The sequence below is a fragment of the Falsiroseomonas sp. CW058 genome, assembly GCF_050563535.1.
GTDB lineage: Bacteria > Pseudomonadota > Alphaproteobacteria > Acetobacterales > Acetobacteraceae > Falsiroseomonas.
The window spans coordinates 87,707-102,779 of record NZ_JBNXUO010000014.1 but is presented as its reverse complement, the minus strand read 5'-3'; the positions used below and the strand labels follow the sequence as shown (position 1 = coordinate 102,779).

Here is a 15,073-nt window from a genome sequence, read left to right as displayed (position 1 = left end):
CTTGGCCTCCCCTCCCTCGTCGGGCCATTCGTTCATGCGCGTCCCCCGGTCTTGTCCTCGGCGGGCGCCTTGACGTCGCCCGTGGCGGCCCCGCTGCCATTGGGCCGCGGCGCCTCCGGCACCTCCGCCCCGCAGGCGATGTATTTGCGCCCCGCCGCGGTGGCATGGGCCACCGCCTCGGCCAGCGGTTCCGTCCCGCGGATCTTGGCGAGCTTCACCAGCAGCGGCAGGTTGACGCCGGCGATCACCTCCACCGTCCGGTGATCGCAGAGCTGGGAGGCGAGGTTGGACGGCGTGCCGCCGAGGATGTCGGTCAGCACGACGACGCCGTCGCCCTGGTCGACGCGGCCGATGGAGGCGCGGATGTCCTCCCGCCGGGCTTCCAGCTTGTCCTCGGGGAAGATGCAGACGGTCGCCACGGCGTTCTGCGGGCCCACCACGTGTTCCATGGCAAGGCGCAGTTCCTCGGCAAGACGGCCGTGTGTGACGAGCACGAGACCGATCATGATGGGTGCGACAGGGCCTCCCGCCCCGCAACGGACATCCCCGGCCCGGCGGTGGCATGCGCCGGGGGGGAAGCGAGCTCTCGGTGGATCAGGTCCACGCGCCAGCCCTGTGACGACAGATGGGCGGCCAAGCGCTCCGCGACAAGCACGGAGCGGTGGCGGCCACCGGTGCAGCCGAGCGCGATGGTGAGATACTTCTTCCCCTCCGCCACGTAGCGCGGCAAGAGCGTGTCCAGCAGGCCAGTCATGCGCCCCCAGAAGGGAACGAAGTCGGGGTCCGCCTCGACGAAGGCCGCGACCGGCGCGTCCCGTCCCGTCATCGGGCGCAGCAGCGGGTCGTAGTGCGGGTTGCGCAGGAAGCGCATGTCGAAGACCAGCTCCGCCTCCCGCGGGAGGCCCTTCGGATAGCCGAAGGAGATGACGCCGATCGTCATCCCCTCCGCCCCCTCCGGCCGGAAGCGGCGCTCGACCAGCCGCCGCAGGTCGGGCAGCGGCATCTCGGACGTGTCCACCAGCACATCGGCCGCCTCACGCAGCGGCGCGAGCATCGCCGCCTCCCGCGCGATGCCGTCCGGCACGCGGCTGCCGAGCGGCCCGCCCGGCGCCAGCGGGTGGCGGCGCCGCGTCTCGGAGAAGCGGCGCAGCAGCACCGCCTCCTCCGCGGTCGCGAAGACGAGCGTGGTGGTGATGTCCCGCCGCAGCCGCAGCCGTTCCAGCACCCGCAGCAGCTCCGCCGCCTCGAACCCGCGGGAGCGGGCATCGACGCCGATGGCGATGGGCGTCGCGCCGTCGCCCACCAGGTCCTCGATGATGGCCGGCGGAGGGTTGTCCACCGTTTCGTGCCCGAGATCCTCGAGCGTGCGGAGGATCGACGCCTTGCCCGCCCCCGAAAGGCCGGTGACGAGGACGACGGGGCGCGCGGGCGCGCCTGGCCTGGCCTGGGTGTCCATCACGCCTCGAACGCGCCGGCGGCCATCGCGACGCGCCCCCGCGCAGCCGCAAAAGCGAGAGCAACCTTGTCCGGCGCCGACGCCTCCCGCCCCGACAGCGCAACCCGGGGCAGGCGATGGCCGAGCGCCTCGAAGCCGGCGGGCGCGGGCAGGCGGGGGGGCGCGGAACCGGGGGGCAGCAGGTCCACCGCCAGGCGCAGCCGGGCCGGGGCGGCCACGGGGAGGTCCCGGAACAGGCCTAGGCCGCGCACCTCCAGCATCCCGCGCAGGGGACCGGGCGGGGCGGCGAGCAGCGCGCCCTCCCCCGCCTCCACCTCTACCTGGTCGTCGGCGACGAGCTGCCAGCCGCGCCCGATCAGGCGCAGGACGAGGTCGGACTTCCCGGCGCCCGGCGGGCCCAGGATCAGCACGCCTTCGCCTTCCAGCGCGGCGCAGGACGCGTGCAGCGCCATCCCCGTCCCGTTCCACCTCCGAGAAGCCGGGACCATGGCAGAAAGGGGGCGGGGGGTGAAGGCCCGCCCGTTCCGCCCCCGGGCGCGATTGCGCGAGCGCACCGGCGCAACGGGCGGAAGGCGCGGCGCCGCCGGGCCGGGCAGGGTGCCCCGGCCAGAAGGAGATCCCGATGCCCGGCTTCCGCTGCCTTCCCATGCCGACCGCCACCGCCCGCCGCTTCCGCGAGACCGGGCGCGACGACCGCGGCGACGCGCTGCACGCCCGCACCGCCGACGGCCCGGGCTTCCCCTGCCGCCACTGCCTGCGCCTCGCGGCGCCTGGGGAGGCGATGCTGCTCGGCAGCTGGGACCTGCCGCGGCCGCGGGGCACCTACTGGACGCCGAGCCCGGTCTTCCTGCATGCCGCCGACTGCCCCCGCTTCGCGGCGAAGGACGAGATCCCGCCGGCGGTGCTGGGCAACCCGCTCGTTTCCGTCCGCTGCTACGACGCGGCCGATCTCTGCCTCTACGACCTCGGCCAGGTGTGCGAGGGAGTGGCGGTGGCGGCGCCGCTCGGCCGCGCGCTGGCCGATCCGCGCACCCGCTTCGTCAACATCCACACCGCGCGCCCGGGCTGCTGGCTGGCGGGGGTGGAACGGACCACGGCGTGATCCGCAAGGGTGGATCACGCCGTGGCCGGGTTGCCGGGCATGGCCGGCGCTGCCAGCTTCCGCCGCCATGACCCAGCCCCCCCGACCCGAAACCTTCCGCACCGAGATCGAGGCTGCCGCCGCCCGCATCGCACCCCATGTCCGCCGCACGCCGGTGATGCGGATGGCGGGCGACGACCTCGGCCTGCCCGTCCCGCTGGTCCTGAAGCTCGAACTGCTGCAGGTCACCGGCAGCTTCAAGCCGCGCGGCGCCTTCAACCGGATGCTCTCCGCCCCTGTCCCGGCGGCCGGCGTCGCCACCGCCTCGGGCGGGAACCACGGCGCGGCGGTCGCCTATGCCGCGCGCCGGCTCGGCCACCGCGCGGAGGTGTTCTGCCCGGTCGCCACCCCGGCGGCCAAGACCGCGCGGATCGAGGGCTACGGCGCCGTGCTGCACCGCGTCGGCGCCGCCTATGACGAGGCGCGGGTGGCGAGCGAGGCGCGCGCCGCCGAGACCGGCGCGATGATCGTCCATGCCTATGACCAGGCGGAGGTCCTGGCTGGCCAGGGCACGGTCGGGCTGGAACTGGAGCAGGACGCGCCGGAGGCGACGCATGTGCTGGTGGCGACGGGCGGCGGCGGGCTGATCGGCGGCATCGCCGCCTGGTATGCCGGCCGCGGCGCGCAGGTCGTCAGCGTGGAGCCGGAAGGCTGCCCGACGCTCGCCACCGCCCTGCGGGAGGGGCGGCCCGTGCCCTGCCCGGTCGGCGGCGTCGCGGCGGACAGCCTCGGCGCGCGGCAGGTCGGCGCGCTGATGTTCGCGGTGGCGAAGGACCATGTGGCCCAGGCCGTGCTGGTGCCCGACGAGGCGATCCGCGACGCGCAGCGCCGGCTGTGGGGCGCGCTGCGGCTGGTGGCGGAAGCCGGCGGCGCCACCGCGCTGGCGGCGCTGACCAGCGGCGCCTGGACCCCGCCGGCGGGGGCGCGGGTGGCGGTGGTGGTCTGCGGGTCGAACACGGACCCCGCCAACGTCACCGGATAGCCGGCGCCGCGACGTCCGGGGTCATGCCGCCGGGCCTTCCTGGTGATCCGATGGCGGCGGGCGAAGCCCGCCGAGCCGCCGGATGGCGGCCGCGGCAAATGCCGCGAAGCCAAGGGCTGCGGATGCGGCCTGCCCGGCGTCTGCGGGCATAGAAAGAGTCGTGCGATCGGTCGAAGCATTCGACCGATCGCGTCAGATCATCCGCTTCAGCGCCAGCAACCCCCAGGCGGCGAGGGTGACGGAATCCTTGATCTCGCCCTCGCGCAGCATCCGCTCCACCTCGGCGCGGGGGAAGCGGCGGCTGACAAGGTCCTGCTCCTCCGCCTCCGGCCGCGCCTGCCCGGGGGTGAGCCCGGTGGCGAGGTAGACGCGGAAGCCCTGGTTCATCGTGCCGTAGCCCTCGTAGAGATGCCCGGCCTCCACCATCGACGCGGCGGCGAGGCCGGTCTCCTCGGCCAGCTCGTGCTCGGCCGCGCGGCGCGGGTCCGCCCCCGGGCCGCCCCACATCCCCTGCGGGAATTCCCAGAAGCGCGCGCCGACCGGGTAGCGGAACTGCTGCACCAGGTGGATCGAGCCATCCGCCTCCACCGGCACCACCACCACGAAGTCGTCCTTCTCGACCACGCCGTAGATGCCGGCCGAGCCGTCGCGCCGGCGCACCGCATCCTCCCGCACGCGCATCCAGCGGTTCTCGTAGACGATGCGCGTCGCGGTCGCGACGATGTCGGGGGTGTCGTCGGTCACAGGCCGTTGGCCTCCCTCAGCGCCCGCGCCGCCGCTTGCTCGCCGCGCGCATCCAGCGCGGCGGCCACCGCGACGCGGTCGGCCATCGGGCGGTTCTGGCTCTGCTTGCGCTTGCCCGTCCATTCCCGCACCTCGATCGAGACGCCGACCAGGCCGCGGAACATCGCCTCCATGAAGGGGGCGGGCTGGGCCTCCATCTCGAAGCCGGGTGTGGGTTCGTAGCGGGCCGCGAGCGCGCGCATCTGCACCGCGACCGCGGCCGGGTCCTCGATAAGGGTGGCATGGCCGGTGGCGTGCACCGCCTCGTAGTTCCAGGTCGGCACCGCCGGCTGCGCGCCGTACCAGGCGGAGGAGACGTAGGCATGGCTGCCGCGGAACACCGCCACCGCCTCCGCCCCCCCGCCCTGGAAGGCGCGCCATTGCGGGTTGGCCCGCGCCATGTGGCAGAGCAGCCGCGCCGGCGCCCCGCCTTCCGGCCGGACCAGGTGGAAGGGCAGGTGCGACGCCATCAGCGGCGCGGCGGACATCAGCAGGCCGAAGTCGTTCGCCTCGACGAAGGGGAAGATCCAGTCCGGGTCGTCGTCCCGGAAGGCGGCGGGGGTGTACATGGCGGGCATCCTGGCACGGGTCGGGCGGGCGCGCCGCAGCGGCGCGCGGGGGGGCGAAGGTCAGGGGCCCGGTGCTCGTCGTCGCAGGGTCATCGGGCGACGGTGCCCGATCGCGCCCCGCGCCCGCAACCGCGCCATGCGCAACTCAGCCCCGCGACCGCGCATGGACCAGCAGTGCCAGCCCGCCCAGCGTCAGCACGCCGCCTGCGATGTCGGACAGGTAGAGCCTCTCCCCCAGCAGCGCCCAGCCGAACACCGCCGCCAGAGGCGGCGCCAGCAGTTGCAGGGCCGAGGCGGTGGAGGCCGGCACGCGCTTCAGCATCACGAAATACAGCGCATAGCCGCCGATGCCGACCACCACCATCGACCACGCCAGCGCCGCCAGCGTGAAGGGCGCCGCCCCCCGCGGCGCCGCCCCTTCCAGCATCAGCGCGAGGCCGAGGCACAGCACCGCGGACACCGCCGTCTGCCCCAGGCTCGCCGCCCACATGTCGACCCGCGCCTTCGCCGGCGCATAGACCAGCAGCCCGACCGCCTGCGACGCCGCGGCCCCCACCGCCAGCGCGAAGCCCGAGGCCTCGGCCGCCGCCAGCCCGTCCAGCGCCCGCAGGAAGCCGAGCAGCGCAACGCCGGACCAGCCGATCGCCAGCCCCAGCCAGGCGAGCCCCGGCAGCGGCCTGCGGAAGACCAGGCTTTCCCCCGCCGCCACCAGCAGCGGCGTGGTGGCGCAGATCAGCGCGACCAGCCCGGTCGGGATGCGCGCCATGGCAAGCCAGGCCATCGCCAGGTAGCCGCCCATGCCGAACAGGCCGAGCAGCGCGACGCGCCCAGCATCGCGCGGCGCGGGCAGCCGGCTCCGCAGCAGCAGCGCGAGGCCGAGCAGCAGCGGCGCGGTCAGGCCGAAGCGGATCGCCAGCGACCACAGCGGCGGCCATTCCCGCACGACGATGCCCGCCACCGTGAAGGCCGAGGCCCAGATGGCGACGAAGGCCGCCCCGATCGGCAGCCCGCCGCGGCCCATCACGCGCCGCGCCGCGCGACCGCCGCCTCCAGCGTGTTCTCCAGCAGGCAGGCGATGGTCATCGGCCCGACGCCGCCCGGCACCGGCGTGATGGCGGCCGCATGGCGCGACACCCCGGCGAAGTCGACATCGCCGGTGAGCCGCCCATCCGGCAGGCGGTTGATGCCGACATCGATCACCGTCGCGCCTTCCGCCACCCAGTCGCCGCGCACCATCCCCGCGCGGCCGACGGCGGCGACCAGGATCTCCGCGCGGCGGCATTCGGCCGCGAGGTCGCGGGTGCGGGAATGCGCGACGGTGACGGTGCAGTCGGCGGCCAGCAGCAGCTGCGCCATCGGCCGCCCGACGATCCCGCTGCGGCCCAGCACCAGCGCCCGCGCGCCCGCCAGCGAACAGCCCGCCGCGCGCAGCAGGTGCATCACCCCCTTCGGCGTGCAGGGCACGAGCCCGGGCCGCCCCGCCGCCAGGAGACCGGCATTCAGCGGGTGGAAGCCGTCCACATCCTTCCCGGGCGAAACGGCGGCGATCACCCGGTCCGCGTCGATGTGCCGCGGCAGGGGCAGCTGCACCAGGATGCCGTCCACTACCGGGTCGGCGTTCAGCCGCGCCACCACCTCCAGCAGCTCCGCCTCGCCCGTCGCCTCGGGCAGGTGGATCGTCGCGCTGTCGAAGCCCGCTTCCAGCGCGGCGCGGTCCTTGTTGCGGACATAGACGCCCGAGGCCGGGTCCTCCCCCACGCGCACCACGCGCAGCCCCGGGCGGAAGGGCAGCGCCGCCACGCGCGCGGCGATGCCGCGCCGCAGTTCCGCCGCCACCGCCTTGCCGTCGATCACCTGCGCCGTCATCCGAGAAGCTTTCCGATTGCTGCGCCGAGCGCCGCCGGGTCGCCGGCGATGCGCAGCGTCTTGACCCTGGCCGCCGCGCCCTGCGCAACCGCCACCGAGGAAGGCGCGACCCGCAGCGCCCCCGCCACCGCCGCGCAGACCGCGCGGTTGGCGCGCCCGTCCTCCGGCGCCTCCGTCACCGCCACCCGCAGCGCCGCGCCGTCGGGCGACAGCCCGCCGAGGCCGGGGCGGCGCGACCGCGGCTGCACCTTCACGCGGAGTTCCACCCCGCCCGAGACCTCGCGCCAGGTGGTCAGAAATACAGCCCGGAGCGCAGCATGTAGCCGCGCAGCGCGCCGAGCGCGATGCCGACCGCGGTGATCAGCAGCAGCAGCACCAGCGGCGACAGGTCGACACCGCCGAGATGGGGCAGGCGGTTGCGGATGGGCCGCAGCGCCGGTTCCGTCACGCGGTAGAGGAAATCCGCGATGGTCCAGACGATCCGGTTGCGGCCGTCGAGCACGTTGAACGACATCAACGTCTGCACGATCGCCGCAAGCAGCACCGCCCACCAGAACAGGTCCAGACCCGCCTGGGCGAGGAAGAACACGGCATCGAGCAGCATCGGCAGGTCCCTGTCGTCCCGGGGCCGAAGCTAGTGGCGCGCGGCCCCGCGAACAAGGCGCGCCCCCCGCCTTGACACCCGCCCCGACCCCTTCCATAACCCGCGCCCTCAGGTGGACGGGGCTGTAGCTCAGTTGGGAGAGCGCGTCGTTCGCAATGACGAGGTCAGGGGTTCGATTCCCCTCAGCTCCACCACCTGACTTTGAAATCAAGGACATAGGCTGGTCGTGGGCGTGCCTGTAACAAAAGGCGCACCACATGGGTCATCTGGCCCCGGCCTACTTCCTCCTTCGTGACCGCCGCTGCTGCATACGTCTGCGCGTCCCGCTCGACCTCGTCGACCGGCTCGGGCGGCGGGAGATCGTGCGTGCGCTCGGCACCGCGGATGGGGTGGCGGGGCGGCTCGTCACCGCCTGCGCCTTCCTCCGGTCAGTCAGGACTTTCATGAGCCGAGCATGATACTGACTGGCGTGAATGCTGACACATTCACGCCCCTCAGACGCCGGGCGGGCCGCATCCGCGTCCCCCGGCTTCGCCGCAGATGCGGCGGCCGCCGTCCGGCGGCTCGGCGGGCTTCGCCCGCCGCCATCGGATCACCTTCAACGCCGGCCGGTATGAGACGCCTTGTGCGACATTCGGGATCCTGTCGCGCATCGACGCGGGTCGTGCCGCCATGTGTGCCGCGGCAGCAGCTTGCACCCTGCCGGCCATCAGAGGCAGGAACCCACGCGGTTGCTCCCGCGGGACCCGGGGGCATCGATCAGACGAGCTGGATCCGCTCGATCTCCGAGAAGCGAAGCGTCTCGCCGCCGATGGTGATCGTGCCCTGGAAGGTGGCGGGGTTGCCGGCCGCGTCGATGAAGGACACGACGGGGCCCTGCGGGCTGCTGGCGACGTGCATCTGCAGGTTCGTGTTCCCCTCCAGCCTCAGCGCCGCCTGAAGCTGGTTCAGCGACACGTTGTCGAGTTGCAGCGTGTCGGTGCCGGTGCCGCCCTGGAACTGGTCGCTGCCGTCGCCGGGCGCCCAGATGAAGGCGTCGTTGCCGTCGCCGCCGAAGGCGAGGTCGGCAGCGCCATCGCCGGCGCCCCCGTCCAGGCTGTCATGACCTGCGCCGCCCTGGAGCTGGTCCTGGCCGGCGCCGCCATTCAGCGTGTCGTTGCCCTCGCCGCCGAAGGCAAGGTCATTGCCGGCACCGGCGGAGATGACGTCGTTGCCCGCCTCGCCATAGGCCTGGTCGTTGCCGGTGCCGGCGGCGATGGTGTCATTGCCCATGCCGGAGAAGATGACGTCGTCGGAGCCCGAGCCGGTCACGGCGTCATTGCCGCTGCCGGTCTGCACGAAGGCGCCCCCGGCGACCTGCGACAGGGCGGCATCGTCGAGGGGCCTGGGCTTGCTGGCTGTCACGATCTGCGTCCTTGTGGCGCTGGATCGCAACGATATTCCTGTGCCCTGCTGCTGCAAACCCGCGACCTGCCTATCGGCAGCAGAGCGTGTGTCTATGCCGTCCCGTCCGCCGCGCAGGCGTGCAGCCGGCGATCGCCGCAGCACGGTCGCCCCAAGGCCGAAGGACGGCACGTCCCCTTCCGGCTTCCTGGCCCGAAGGCGCCACGACTGCGCCACCACGGCCGACCACCGACCCGCATCGCGCAGCGCGGCTACTGCCAGGGCGTGCGTTCCCAGATCTGCTGGTAGCGGCGCAGCTGGGCGGGCATCTGCGCCTCCCACGCGCCGCCGCGCAGGAAGGCCATGGCAAGTTCCAGCTGCCGCACCTTCTCCGCCCATTCCGGCGTCGCGATCACCTTGGCGATCGCGTCTTCCAGCCGCTGCGCGATCTCGTCGGGGATGCCGCGCGGCGCGCCGAGGCCGCGTTCGCTGCTCATCAGCACGTCGTAGCCTTCCTCCCGGAAGGTCGGCACCTCGGGCATCAGCTCCCAGCGCCGCTCTCCCATGCCGGCGAGTGCGCGCAGCATCGGGTTCTCCTGCCCCAGCATCCCGATCTCACCGAGATTGAGCCCCGCCACGTCGATCTGCCGCCCGAGGACGGCGTTGCGCGAAGGGCCTGCGCCGGCGAAGGGCACATGGATGAACTCCGTGCCCGACGCAGCCTCGAACAGGGTCAGGCCGAGATGGTCGTCGGTGCCGATGCCGGAGGAGCCGACGCTGATCGTGCCCGGCCGGCGCTTCGCCGCCTCCACCAGGTCCTTCAGCGAGCGGAAGGGCGAATCGCGGTGCACGACGAAGGCGCTCGGGTCGTCGACCAGCCGCGCGATCAGGCGGATCTGCGCGCGGTCGTAGCGCACGCGCCGCTGCACGCCGAGCGCGAGGTAGCCTGGCGTGTTGATGGTGCCGAGCGTGTAGCCATCCGGCCGCGCGCCCTGCAGCGCCACATAGGCCGTCTCGCCGCCCGCGCCCGGGCGGTTGGAGACGACGAAGTTGGCGCCCGGCAGCTCCGCCGTCAGGAACTGCGCGAGGGCGCGCACCATCACATCCGTCCCGCCCCCGGGCGCAAAGCCGACGACCACCTCGATCGGCCGGCCGGCGGGCCAGGCGGGCTGCGCCAGGGCCGGCGCGGCGAGGGAAGCCAGGCCGGCGGCGAGGGCGCCGCGGCGCGTGAGGGCATGGGTCATCCGGGGGTCCTCTCCTGTCGTGTCCGTCAGGCCGCCAAGCGCAGCGCGCCCGGCACGACGATGGCGCCCGGCAGCGCGGGCAGGCGGCCGGCGAGCACCGCGACGATGCTCTCCGCCGCGCCGGTGGACATGCCGACGGCGCCGCGCGGCGTGTTGGCGGCGAGATGCGGCGTCGGCAGGATGCGCGGGTGGCGGCGCAGCGCGCTCGCCGCATCCAGCGGTTCCTTCGCGAAGACATCGACGCCCGCCCAGGCGACATGCCCGTCATCCAGCGCGGCAAGCAGCGCCGCCTCGTCGACGATGCCGCCCCGCGCGGTGTGGACCAGGATCGCGCCGCGCGGCAACAGCGCAAGCTCCTCCGCGCCGATCATGCCGCGCGTCGTCGCATCCAGGGGGCAATGCAGGGACAGCACCTCCGACCGCGCCAGCAGCTCGCGCAGCGAGCCGACGCGCTCGCCCGGTCCGGGCAGCGTGCCCGGCGGCAGCAGCGGGTCATGGGCGGCGACCTGCATGCCGAAGGCGTCCGCCAGCCGCGCGACCCTGGAGCCGATGGCGCCATAGCCGACGATGCCGAGCGCCACGCCCTCCACATCGCGGGTCATGCGGGAGGTCTTCTCCCACTTCCCCTCGCGCATGGCCTCGGCAACGGCGGGCAGGTCCTTCAGCGCGGCGAGCATCAGCGCCATGGCGTGCTCCGCGACCGAGCGCGCATTGGCGCCGGCCGCGCGCGTCACCGTCAGGCCGCGCGCCTCGGCGGCGGCGAGGTCGATGCCGTCCACCCCGGCGCCATGGCGTGCGATGACCTTCAGGGCAGGCGCCGCGGCGTCCATCACCGCGGCGCCGATGAGGCCCTGGCGGTGCAGCAGCGCGACGGGACGGTGCTCGGCGACGGCGGCGAGCAGCTCGGCCTCGGAAGGATAGGCGGAGGTGCAGGGCACGGCGTAGCCGGCAGCCTCGAGGATCGCCACGGCCTCCGGCGCAAGGCGGGCAGCGGTGACGAGGATGGCGGGGCGCTGGGGCATGGCGGACTTTCGCGGGAGGAGCGGCCAGGAAGATCAGGACGAAACGTTATTTCGACATGCTGCAGCCAGGAATGGCCCAGCCCTCCCTCCCCATGCGGCGCGACGCGGCTTGACGGGCACTTGCGGGAGGCGCTTATAGCGAAACGCCATTTCGAAACGCAAGCCGCGATCGGAAGCCCGGCCGGAGCGCGTTCCCTGCCTGCTGCGCGCAGGGCCGGACTGGCGCCAGGATGCGCGGAGACAGCCGGAGAGGGGCATGGCGGAGAAGGGCAGGCGACGACCGGCGCTGGAGGGAGTGGCTTCGGCGGACCGCGCGCTGACCGTGCTCGCCGCCTTCCGGAAGGGCGACCGCAGCCTCTCGCTCGCCGAACTCGCCGAGCGCACCGGCCTGGTGAAGAGCACCATCATGCGCCTGGCCGTCTCGCTCGAGCAGCACGGCTTCCTGGCGCGGGAGGGGGATGGCACCTACCGGCTGGATGCGGAGGTGCTGCGGCTCGCCGCCATCTACTCCCAGTCATTCCGGATGGACGCGCATGTGCTGCCGGTTCTGGAGGAACTCGTCGCCCGCACCGGGGAGACGGCGGCCTTCTACGTCCGCCGCGGCGAGGGTCGGCTCTGCCTCTTCCGCGTCGACAGCCCGCATCTGCTGCGCATGCATGTGCGGGTCGGCGACGCGCTGCCGCTCGACAGCTCGGCCATCGCGCAGGTGCTGCGCGCCTTCTCCCCGCGGCCGCTGCCGGCCTATGTCACGACGCTCGATCTGCCGATCGTCACCATGGGGGCCACCGATCCCCATACCGGCGCCATGGCCGCGCCCGTCTTCGGGCCTGGCGACCAGCTGGCCGGCGCACTCGCGCTCTCGGCGCCGGTGATCCGCTGGACGCCGGAGGCGCTGGCGGCGGCACGGCCGGTCCTGATCGACGCCGCCCTCACCCTGACCCGCCGCATCGGAGGCGAACGACCCGCCTCGCCGCGCGCCGCAGCGGAGTAGCCTGCGCGGCGAGGACGGCCGAGGGCGATGCGACCGGCTGATGCTGCGCCGATGCGGCAGCCAGGCAGGGGCGAACAAAGGCGGCCGGCGGGGCGCGATCCGCGGCCGCCGCCTGACAGGGCGCCCCGGCGCCCGGCGGCGCTTCCGCCGCGGCGGGCCTGCGGCTACTGATGCCGCCCGCCTGCGCCCCGAGGACCGCCCGCTTGGCCCACCCCCTCCGCGACCGCCGCCTGCCCATCATGCTCGCGCTCGGCTTCGCGGCCGGCGTCCCGCTGCCGCTGGTGGCGGGGCAGGTGCTGCGGCAATGGTTCGTCGAATCCGGCATGTCGCTGGCCGATCTCGGGCTGACGGCGCTGATCGGGCTGGCCTATGCCAACAAGTTCCTCTGGTCGCCGGCGCTGGATGCGGTGCGGCCGCCGGTGCTCGGCCGCCGGCGGGGCTGGCTGCTGCTGATCCAGCTTGGGCTGGTGGCCACCATCGCGGCGATGGCGCTGACCGACCCGCGCGGCGGCGCCACCGCCACCGTGGCGCTGGCCGTGACCGTCGCCTTCCTGTCGGCCAGCCAGGACATCGTGGTGGATGCCTGGCGCATCGAGATGCTGGGGGACGACCAGGAACGCCAGGCCTGGGGGCTGGCCGCCTATGTCTGGGGCTATCGCGCCGCGCTGCTGGCCAGCGGCGCGGGCACGCTGTTCCTCGTCGGCCATGTCGGCTGGCAGCTGGCCTATGTCTACGGCGCGGCGCTGGTGCTGGTCGGCGTCGCCGCCACGCTGGCCGGGACGGAACCCGACATGCCGGCGGCGGCGCCGATGGGCTGGCGCGCGCGGCTGCGCCATTCGGTCGCCACCCCTTTCCTCGACTTCACGACGCGGCGCCACTGGCTGGCGATCCTCGCCTTCATCGCGCTGTTCAAGCTGGGCGAGGCGCTGGCGGCGGTGATGGTGACGCCGTTCTACCGCGCCGAAGGCTTCACGCGCGACGACGTGGCGGCGGTGGCCACCGTGTTCGGCCTGGCCGCGACGCTGGCGGGGGCGGTGGCGGGAAGCTGGCTGATCGGCCGCATCGGCGTGGGCCGCGCGCTGGTCCTGACCGGGCTCGGCCAGATGCTGTCGAACCTGATGTACGTGGCACTCGTCGGCGGCGGACGCGACATCCCGATGTTGTTCGCGCAGGTCGGCATCGAGAACTTCACCGACGGGCTCGCGGATGCCGCCTTCCTGACCTACCTGTCGGGGCTGGTGAACCGGAGTTTCAGCGCGACGCAGTATGCGCTGCTGTCGTCGCTCGCGGCGGTGCCGCTGCGCACGCTCGGCGCCTCGGCCGGCTGGCTGGCGCAGTCGCTCGGCTGGTCGTGGTTCTTCGTGCTGACCACGGCCGCGGCGCTGCCGGCGATGGCCATCATGCTGTTCCTGCTGGCGCGGCTGCCGCCCGCCCCGGCCGCGATGGCGGGGGAGCCCGCGCGATGAGCCCCTACTGGCTGACGCCGGCGCTGCTGGTGCTGTCCAACGTGGTGATGACCTTCGCCTGGTACGGCCACCTCAAGGCGCCGTCCTGGCCGATGTGGCTGGCGGTGCTGGCAAGCTGGGGCATCGCCTTCTTCGAATACTGCCTCGCCGTGCCGGCCAACCGCCTGGGCTACGGCACCTTCACCGGCCAGCAGCTGAAGGTCATGCAGGAAGTGATCACGCTGGCCGTCTTCGCCGCCTTCAGCGTGGCCTTCCTGGGCGAACCGCTGCGCTGGAACTTCCTGGCCGCCGGCGCCTGCCTGGTCGCGGCGGTGGTGTTCATCTTCCTGCCGGTGGAATAGCGCGCCGCCCCGGCCCGGCGGGGGGCGGATCGTGAAGCCCCGCCCGATGGACGCGCGGCGGCGCCGGCGCGATCCTTCCCGCCAGCAGCGGAGGAAGCATCATGCGCGTCGGCGTGCCGAAGGAGGTCAAGGTCCACGAATACCGCGTCGGCCTCGTGCCCGGCTCGGTGCGGGAGATCGTGGCGCATGGGCACGAGGTGGTGGTGCAGGCCGGCGCCGGCGCCGCCATCGGCTTCCCGGACGACGCCTACACCGCCGCCGGCGCGACGGTCGCCGCCGATGCGGAGGAGGTCTTCGCGACCGCCGGGCTGGTCGTGAAGGTGAAGGAACCGCAGCCGGCGGAATGGGCGCGGCTGCGGCCGGGGCAGGTGCTGTTCACCTATCTCCACCTCGCGCCCGACCCGGACCAGGCGAAGGGGCTGATGGCGTCGGGCGCCAGCGCGGTGGCCTACGAGACGGTGACGGACGCCAATGGCGGCCTGCCCCTGCTGGCGCCGATGAGCGAGGTGGCCGGGCGCATGGCCGTGCAGGTCGGCGCCCGCTGCCTCGAGAAGGAGACGGGCGGCGCGGGCATCCTGCTCTCCGGCGTGCCGGGCGTGCCGGGGGCGAAGGTCGCGATCCTCGGCGGCGGGGTGGTGGGCTCCAACGCCGCGCGGATCGCGCAGGGGATGCGCGCGCGCGTCACCGTGCTGGACCGCGCGCCGCGCGCCCTGCAGGCGCTGGACGTGGAATTCGGCGGCACCGTCGACACGCTCTTCGCCACGGCGGAGGCGGTGGAGGACGCGGTGCTGGCCGCCGACCTCGTCATCGGCGCCGTGCTGGTCCCGGGCGCCGCCGCGCCGCGGCTGGTGACGCGGGAGATGATCGCCCGCATGCGCCCGGGCAGCGTGGTGGTGGACGTGGCGATCGACCAGGGCGGCTGCTTCGAGACGTCGCGCCCGACGACCCATGCCGAGCCGACCTACCTGGTGGACGGGGTGGTGCACTACTGCGTCACCAACATGCCCGGCGCCGTCGCGCGCACCAGCGCCGTCGCGCTGAACAACGCGACCCTGCCCTTCATCCTGCAACTCGCCGACAAGGGGCTGCGCCGCGCCTGCGCGGAGAATCCGCACCTGGCGGCCGGGGTGAACGTGCACCAGGGCGGGATCGCCCATCCGGCGGTCGCCGCCGCGCTCGGGCTGGACTACCATCCATTCGGAAAAGATGCGTAATTTCTCGTTTT

The 15,073-nt window shown here is 73.8% G+C and carries 19 protein-coding genes and 1 tRNA gene; 8 read left to right on the top strand and 12 right to left on the bottom strand.

Annotated elements, in window-relative coordinates:
• Positions 1 to 32 precede the first annotated feature (32 nt).
• The 3 genes from ACK8OX_RS13320 to ACK8OX_RS13310 are packed head-to-tail and all read right to left on the bottom strand — an operon-like array spanning position 33 to position 1,908.
• A complete protein-coding gene (locus ACK8OX_RS13320; protein WP_430664610.1) occupies positions 33 to 506 on the bottom strand; it encodes a PTS sugar transporter subunit IIA in 474 nt (157 codons plus the stop codon).
• Positions 503 to 1,456 (bottom strand): RNase adapter RapZ, encoded by a 954-nt coding sequence (gene rapZ / locus ACK8OX_RS13315; RefSeq protein ID WP_430664609.1) that lies wholly within the window; start codon positions 1,454 to 1,456, stop codon positions 503 to 505. The genes ACK8OX_RS13320 and rapZ overlap by 4 nt, the downstream gene beginning before the upstream one ends.
• On the bottom strand, positions 1,456 to 1,908 hold the full coding sequence (locus ACK8OX_RS13310) for an HPr kinase/phosphorylase (RefSeq protein ID WP_430664608.1): 453 nt from the start codon (positions 1,906 to 1,908) through the stop codon (positions 1,456 to 1,458). Before ACK8OX_RS13310 ends, rapZ begins: the two co-directional genes overlap by 1 nt.
• A gap of 170 nt (positions 1,909 to 2,078) precedes the next feature.
• Here ACK8OX_RS13310 and ACK8OX_RS13305 point away from each other — a divergent pair, with 170 nt between their 5' ends.
• Together ACK8OX_RS13305 and ACK8OX_RS13300 are read left to right on the top strand one after the other, a co-directional pair.
• The gene (locus ACK8OX_RS13305; RefSeq protein ID WP_430664607.1) at positions 2,079 to 2,558 is read left to right on the top strand and encodes a DUF1203 domain-containing protein; all 480 of its coding nucleotides are present in this window, start codon (positions 2,079 to 2,081) and stop codon (positions 2,556 to 2,558) included.
• A gap of 67 nt (positions 2,559 to 2,625) precedes the next feature.
• Positions 2,626 to 3,579: a threonine/serine dehydratase gene (locus ACK8OX_RS13300; protein WP_430664606.1), complete on the top strand. Its 954-nt coding sequence runs from the start codon at positions 2,626 to 2,628 to the stop codon at positions 3,577 to 3,579.
• 192 nt (positions 3,580 to 3,771) lie between these two features.
• Here the strand turns inward: ACK8OX_RS13300 and ACK8OX_RS13295 are convergent, their stop codons facing one another.
• The 6 genes from ACK8OX_RS13295 to ACK8OX_RS13270 all read right to left on the bottom strand — a co-directional run bounded on the left by ACK8OX_RS13295 (position 3,772) and on the right by ACK8OX_RS13270 (position 7,401).
• Positions 3,772 to 4,323 (bottom strand): NUDIX domain-containing protein, encoded by a 552-nt coding sequence (locus tag ACK8OX_RS13295; RefSeq protein ID WP_430664605.1) that lies wholly within the window; start codon positions 4,321 to 4,323, stop codon positions 3,772 to 3,774.
• Positions 4,320 to 4,931, bottom strand: coding sequence for an FMN-binding negative transcriptional regulator (locus ACK8OX_RS13290; protein WP_430664603.1), 612 nt, complete (start codon positions 4,929 to 4,931; stop codon positions 4,320 to 4,322). Before ACK8OX_RS13290 ends, ACK8OX_RS13295 begins: the two co-directional genes overlap by 4 nt.
• Before the next feature lie 145 nt (positions 4,932 to 5,076).
• Complete coding sequence (locus ACK8OX_RS13285; RefSeq protein WP_430664630.1) at positions 5,077 to 5,952, bottom strand: DMT family transporter; 876 nt, start codon at positions 5,950 to 5,952, stop codon at positions 5,077 to 5,079.
• Complete coding sequence (gene folD / locus ACK8OX_RS13280; protein WP_430664602.1) at positions 5,952 to 6,797, bottom strand: bifunctional methylenetetrahydrofolate dehydrogenase/methenyltetrahydrofolate cyclohydrolase FolD; 846 nt, start codon at positions 6,795 to 6,797, stop codon at positions 5,952 to 5,954. The genes ACK8OX_RS13285 and folD overlap by 1 nt, the downstream gene beginning before the upstream one ends.
• Complete coding sequence (locus ACK8OX_RS13275) at positions 6,794 to 7,063, bottom strand: DUF167 domain-containing protein (RefSeq protein WP_430664601.1); 270 nt, start codon at positions 7,061 to 7,063, stop codon at positions 6,794 to 6,796. Before ACK8OX_RS13275 ends, folD begins: the two co-directional genes overlap by 4 nt.
• A gap of 26 nt (positions 7,064 to 7,089) precedes the next feature.
• Positions 7,090 to 7,401, bottom strand: a complete 312-nt coding sequence (locus ACK8OX_RS13270; protein WP_430664600.1) for a YggT family protein — start codon at positions 7,399 to 7,401, stop codon at positions 7,090 to 7,092.
• A gap of 118 nt (positions 7,402 to 7,519) precedes the next feature.
• Here ACK8OX_RS13270 and ACK8OX_RS13265 point away from each other — a divergent pair.
• Together ACK8OX_RS13265 and ACK8OX_RS13260 are read left to right on the top strand one after the other, a co-directional pair.
• Positions 7,520 to 7,595, top strand: a tRNA-Ala gene (locus tag ACK8OX_RS13265).
• A gap of 63 nt (positions 7,596 to 7,658) precedes the next feature.
• On the top strand, positions 7,659 to 7,859 hold the full coding sequence (locus ACK8OX_RS13260) for a DUF6538 domain-containing protein (RefSeq protein WP_430664599.1): 201 nt from the start codon (positions 7,659 to 7,661) through the stop codon (positions 7,857 to 7,859).
• 301 nt (positions 7,860 to 8,160) lie between these two features.
• Here ACK8OX_RS13260 and ACK8OX_RS13255 read toward each other — a convergent pair whose 3' ends face one another.
• The 3 genes from ACK8OX_RS13255 to ACK8OX_RS13245 form a co-directional block, all read right to left on the bottom strand.
• Positions 8,161 to 8,805 carry a calcium-binding protein gene (locus tag ACK8OX_RS13255; RefSeq protein WP_430664598.1) on the bottom strand — a complete coding sequence of 215 codons (645 nt, stop codon included), beginning with the start codon at positions 8,803 to 8,805 and terminating at the stop codon, positions 8,161 to 8,163.
• A 251-nt stretch (positions 8,806 to 9,056) separates the two neighbouring features.
• Complete coding sequence (locus ACK8OX_RS13250; RefSeq protein WP_430664597.1) at positions 9,057 to 10,028, bottom strand: tripartite tricarboxylate transporter substrate binding protein; 972 nt, start codon at positions 10,026 to 10,028, stop codon at positions 9,057 to 9,059.
• 26 nt (positions 10,029 to 10,054) lie between these two features.
• Positions 10,055 to 11,050 (bottom strand): hydroxyacid dehydrogenase, encoded by a 996-nt coding sequence (locus ACK8OX_RS13245; protein ID WP_430664596.1) that lies wholly within the window; start codon positions 11,048 to 11,050, stop codon positions 10,055 to 10,057.
• 256 nt (positions 11,051 to 11,306) lie between these two features.
• On the opposite strand from ACK8OX_RS13245, the gene ACK8OX_RS13240 reads away from it, so the two are divergent.
• The 4 genes from ACK8OX_RS13240 (at position 11,307) to ald (ending at position 15,062) form a co-directional block, all read left to right on the top strand.
• Positions 11,307 to 12,041 carry an IclR family transcriptional regulator gene (locus ACK8OX_RS13240; RefSeq protein WP_430664595.1) on the top strand — a complete coding sequence of 245 codons (735 nt, stop codon included), beginning with the start codon at positions 11,307 to 11,309 and terminating at the stop codon, positions 12,039 to 12,041.
• A 203-nt stretch (positions 12,042 to 12,244) separates the two neighbouring features.
• Positions 12,245 to 13,507: an AmpG family muropeptide MFS transporter gene (locus ACK8OX_RS13235; protein ID WP_430664594.1), complete on the top strand. Its 1,263-nt coding sequence runs from the start codon at positions 12,245 to 12,247 to the stop codon at positions 13,505 to 13,507.
• Complete coding sequence (locus ACK8OX_RS13230) at positions 13,504 to 13,848, top strand: DMT family protein (protein ID WP_430664593.1); 345 nt, start codon at positions 13,504 to 13,506, stop codon at positions 13,846 to 13,848. Before ACK8OX_RS13235 ends, ACK8OX_RS13230 begins: the two co-directional genes overlap by 4 nt.
• Positions 13,849 to 13,949: 101 nt before the next feature.
• The gene (gene ald, locus ACK8OX_RS13225) at positions 13,950 to 15,062 is read left to right on the top strand and encodes an alanine dehydrogenase (RefSeq protein WP_430664592.1); all 1,113 of its coding nucleotides are present in this window, start codon (positions 13,950 to 13,952) and stop codon (positions 15,060 to 15,062) included.
• Positions 15,063 to 15,073: the final 11 nt, after the last annotated feature.

Coding starts and splice junctions, on each gene's coding strand:
- folD (WP_430664602.1), bottom strand. CDS start 6,797: ATGACGGCGCAGGTGATCGACGGCAAGGCGGTGGCGGCGGAACTGCGG.
- ACK8OX_RS13310 (WP_430664608.1), bottom strand. CDS start 1,908: ATGGCGCTGCACGCGTCCTGCGCCGCGCTGGAAGGCGAAGGCGTGCTG.
- ACK8OX_RS13270 (WP_430664600.1), bottom strand. CDS start 7,401: ATGCTGCTCGATGCCGTGTTCTTCCTCGCCCAGGCGGGTCTGGACCTG.
- ACK8OX_RS13285 (WP_430664630.1), bottom strand. CDS start 5,952: ATGGGCCGCGGCGGGCTGCCGATCGGGGCGGCCTTCGTCGCCATCTGG.
- ACK8OX_RS13240 (WP_430664595.1), top strand. CDS start 11,307: ATGGCGGAGAAGGGCAGGCGACGACCGGCGCTGGAGGGAGTGGCTTCG.
- ACK8OX_RS13250 (WP_430664597.1), bottom strand. CDS start 10,028: ATGACCCATGCCCTCACGCGCCGCGGCGCCCTCGCCGCCGGCCTGGCT.
- ACK8OX_RS13260 (WP_430664599.1), top strand. CDS start 7,659: ATGGGTCATCTGGCCCCGGCCTACTTCCTCCTTCGTGACCGCCGCTGC.
- ACK8OX_RS13230 (WP_430664593.1), top strand. CDS start 13,504: ATGAGCCCCTACTGGCTGACGCCGGCGCTGCTGGTGCTGTCCAACGTG.
- ACK8OX_RS13290 (WP_430664603.1), bottom strand. CDS start 4,931: ATGTACACCCCCGCCGCCTTCCGGGACGACGACCCGGACTGGATCTTC.
- rapZ (WP_430664609.1), bottom strand. CDS start 1,456: ATGGACACCCAGGCCAGGCCAGGCGCGCCCGCGCGCCCCGTCGTCCTC.
- ACK8OX_RS13305 (WP_430664607.1), top strand. CDS start 2,079: ATGCCCGGCTTCCGCTGCCTTCCCATGCCGACCGCCACCGCCCGCCGC.
- ACK8OX_RS13320 (WP_430664610.1), bottom strand. CDS start 506: ATGATCGGTCTCGTGCTCGTCACACACGGCCGTCTTGCCGAGGAACTG.
- ACK8OX_RS13300 (WP_430664606.1), top strand. CDS start 2,626: ATGACCCAGCCCCCCCGACCCGAAACCTTCCGCACCGAGATCGAGGCT.
- ACK8OX_RS13245 (WP_430664596.1), bottom strand. CDS start 11,050: ATGCCCCAGCGCCCCGCCATCCTCGTCACCGCTGCCCGCCTTGCGCCG.
- ald (WP_430664592.1), top strand. CDS start 13,950: ATGCGCGTCGGCGTGCCGAAGGAGGTCAAGGTCCACGAATACCGCGTC.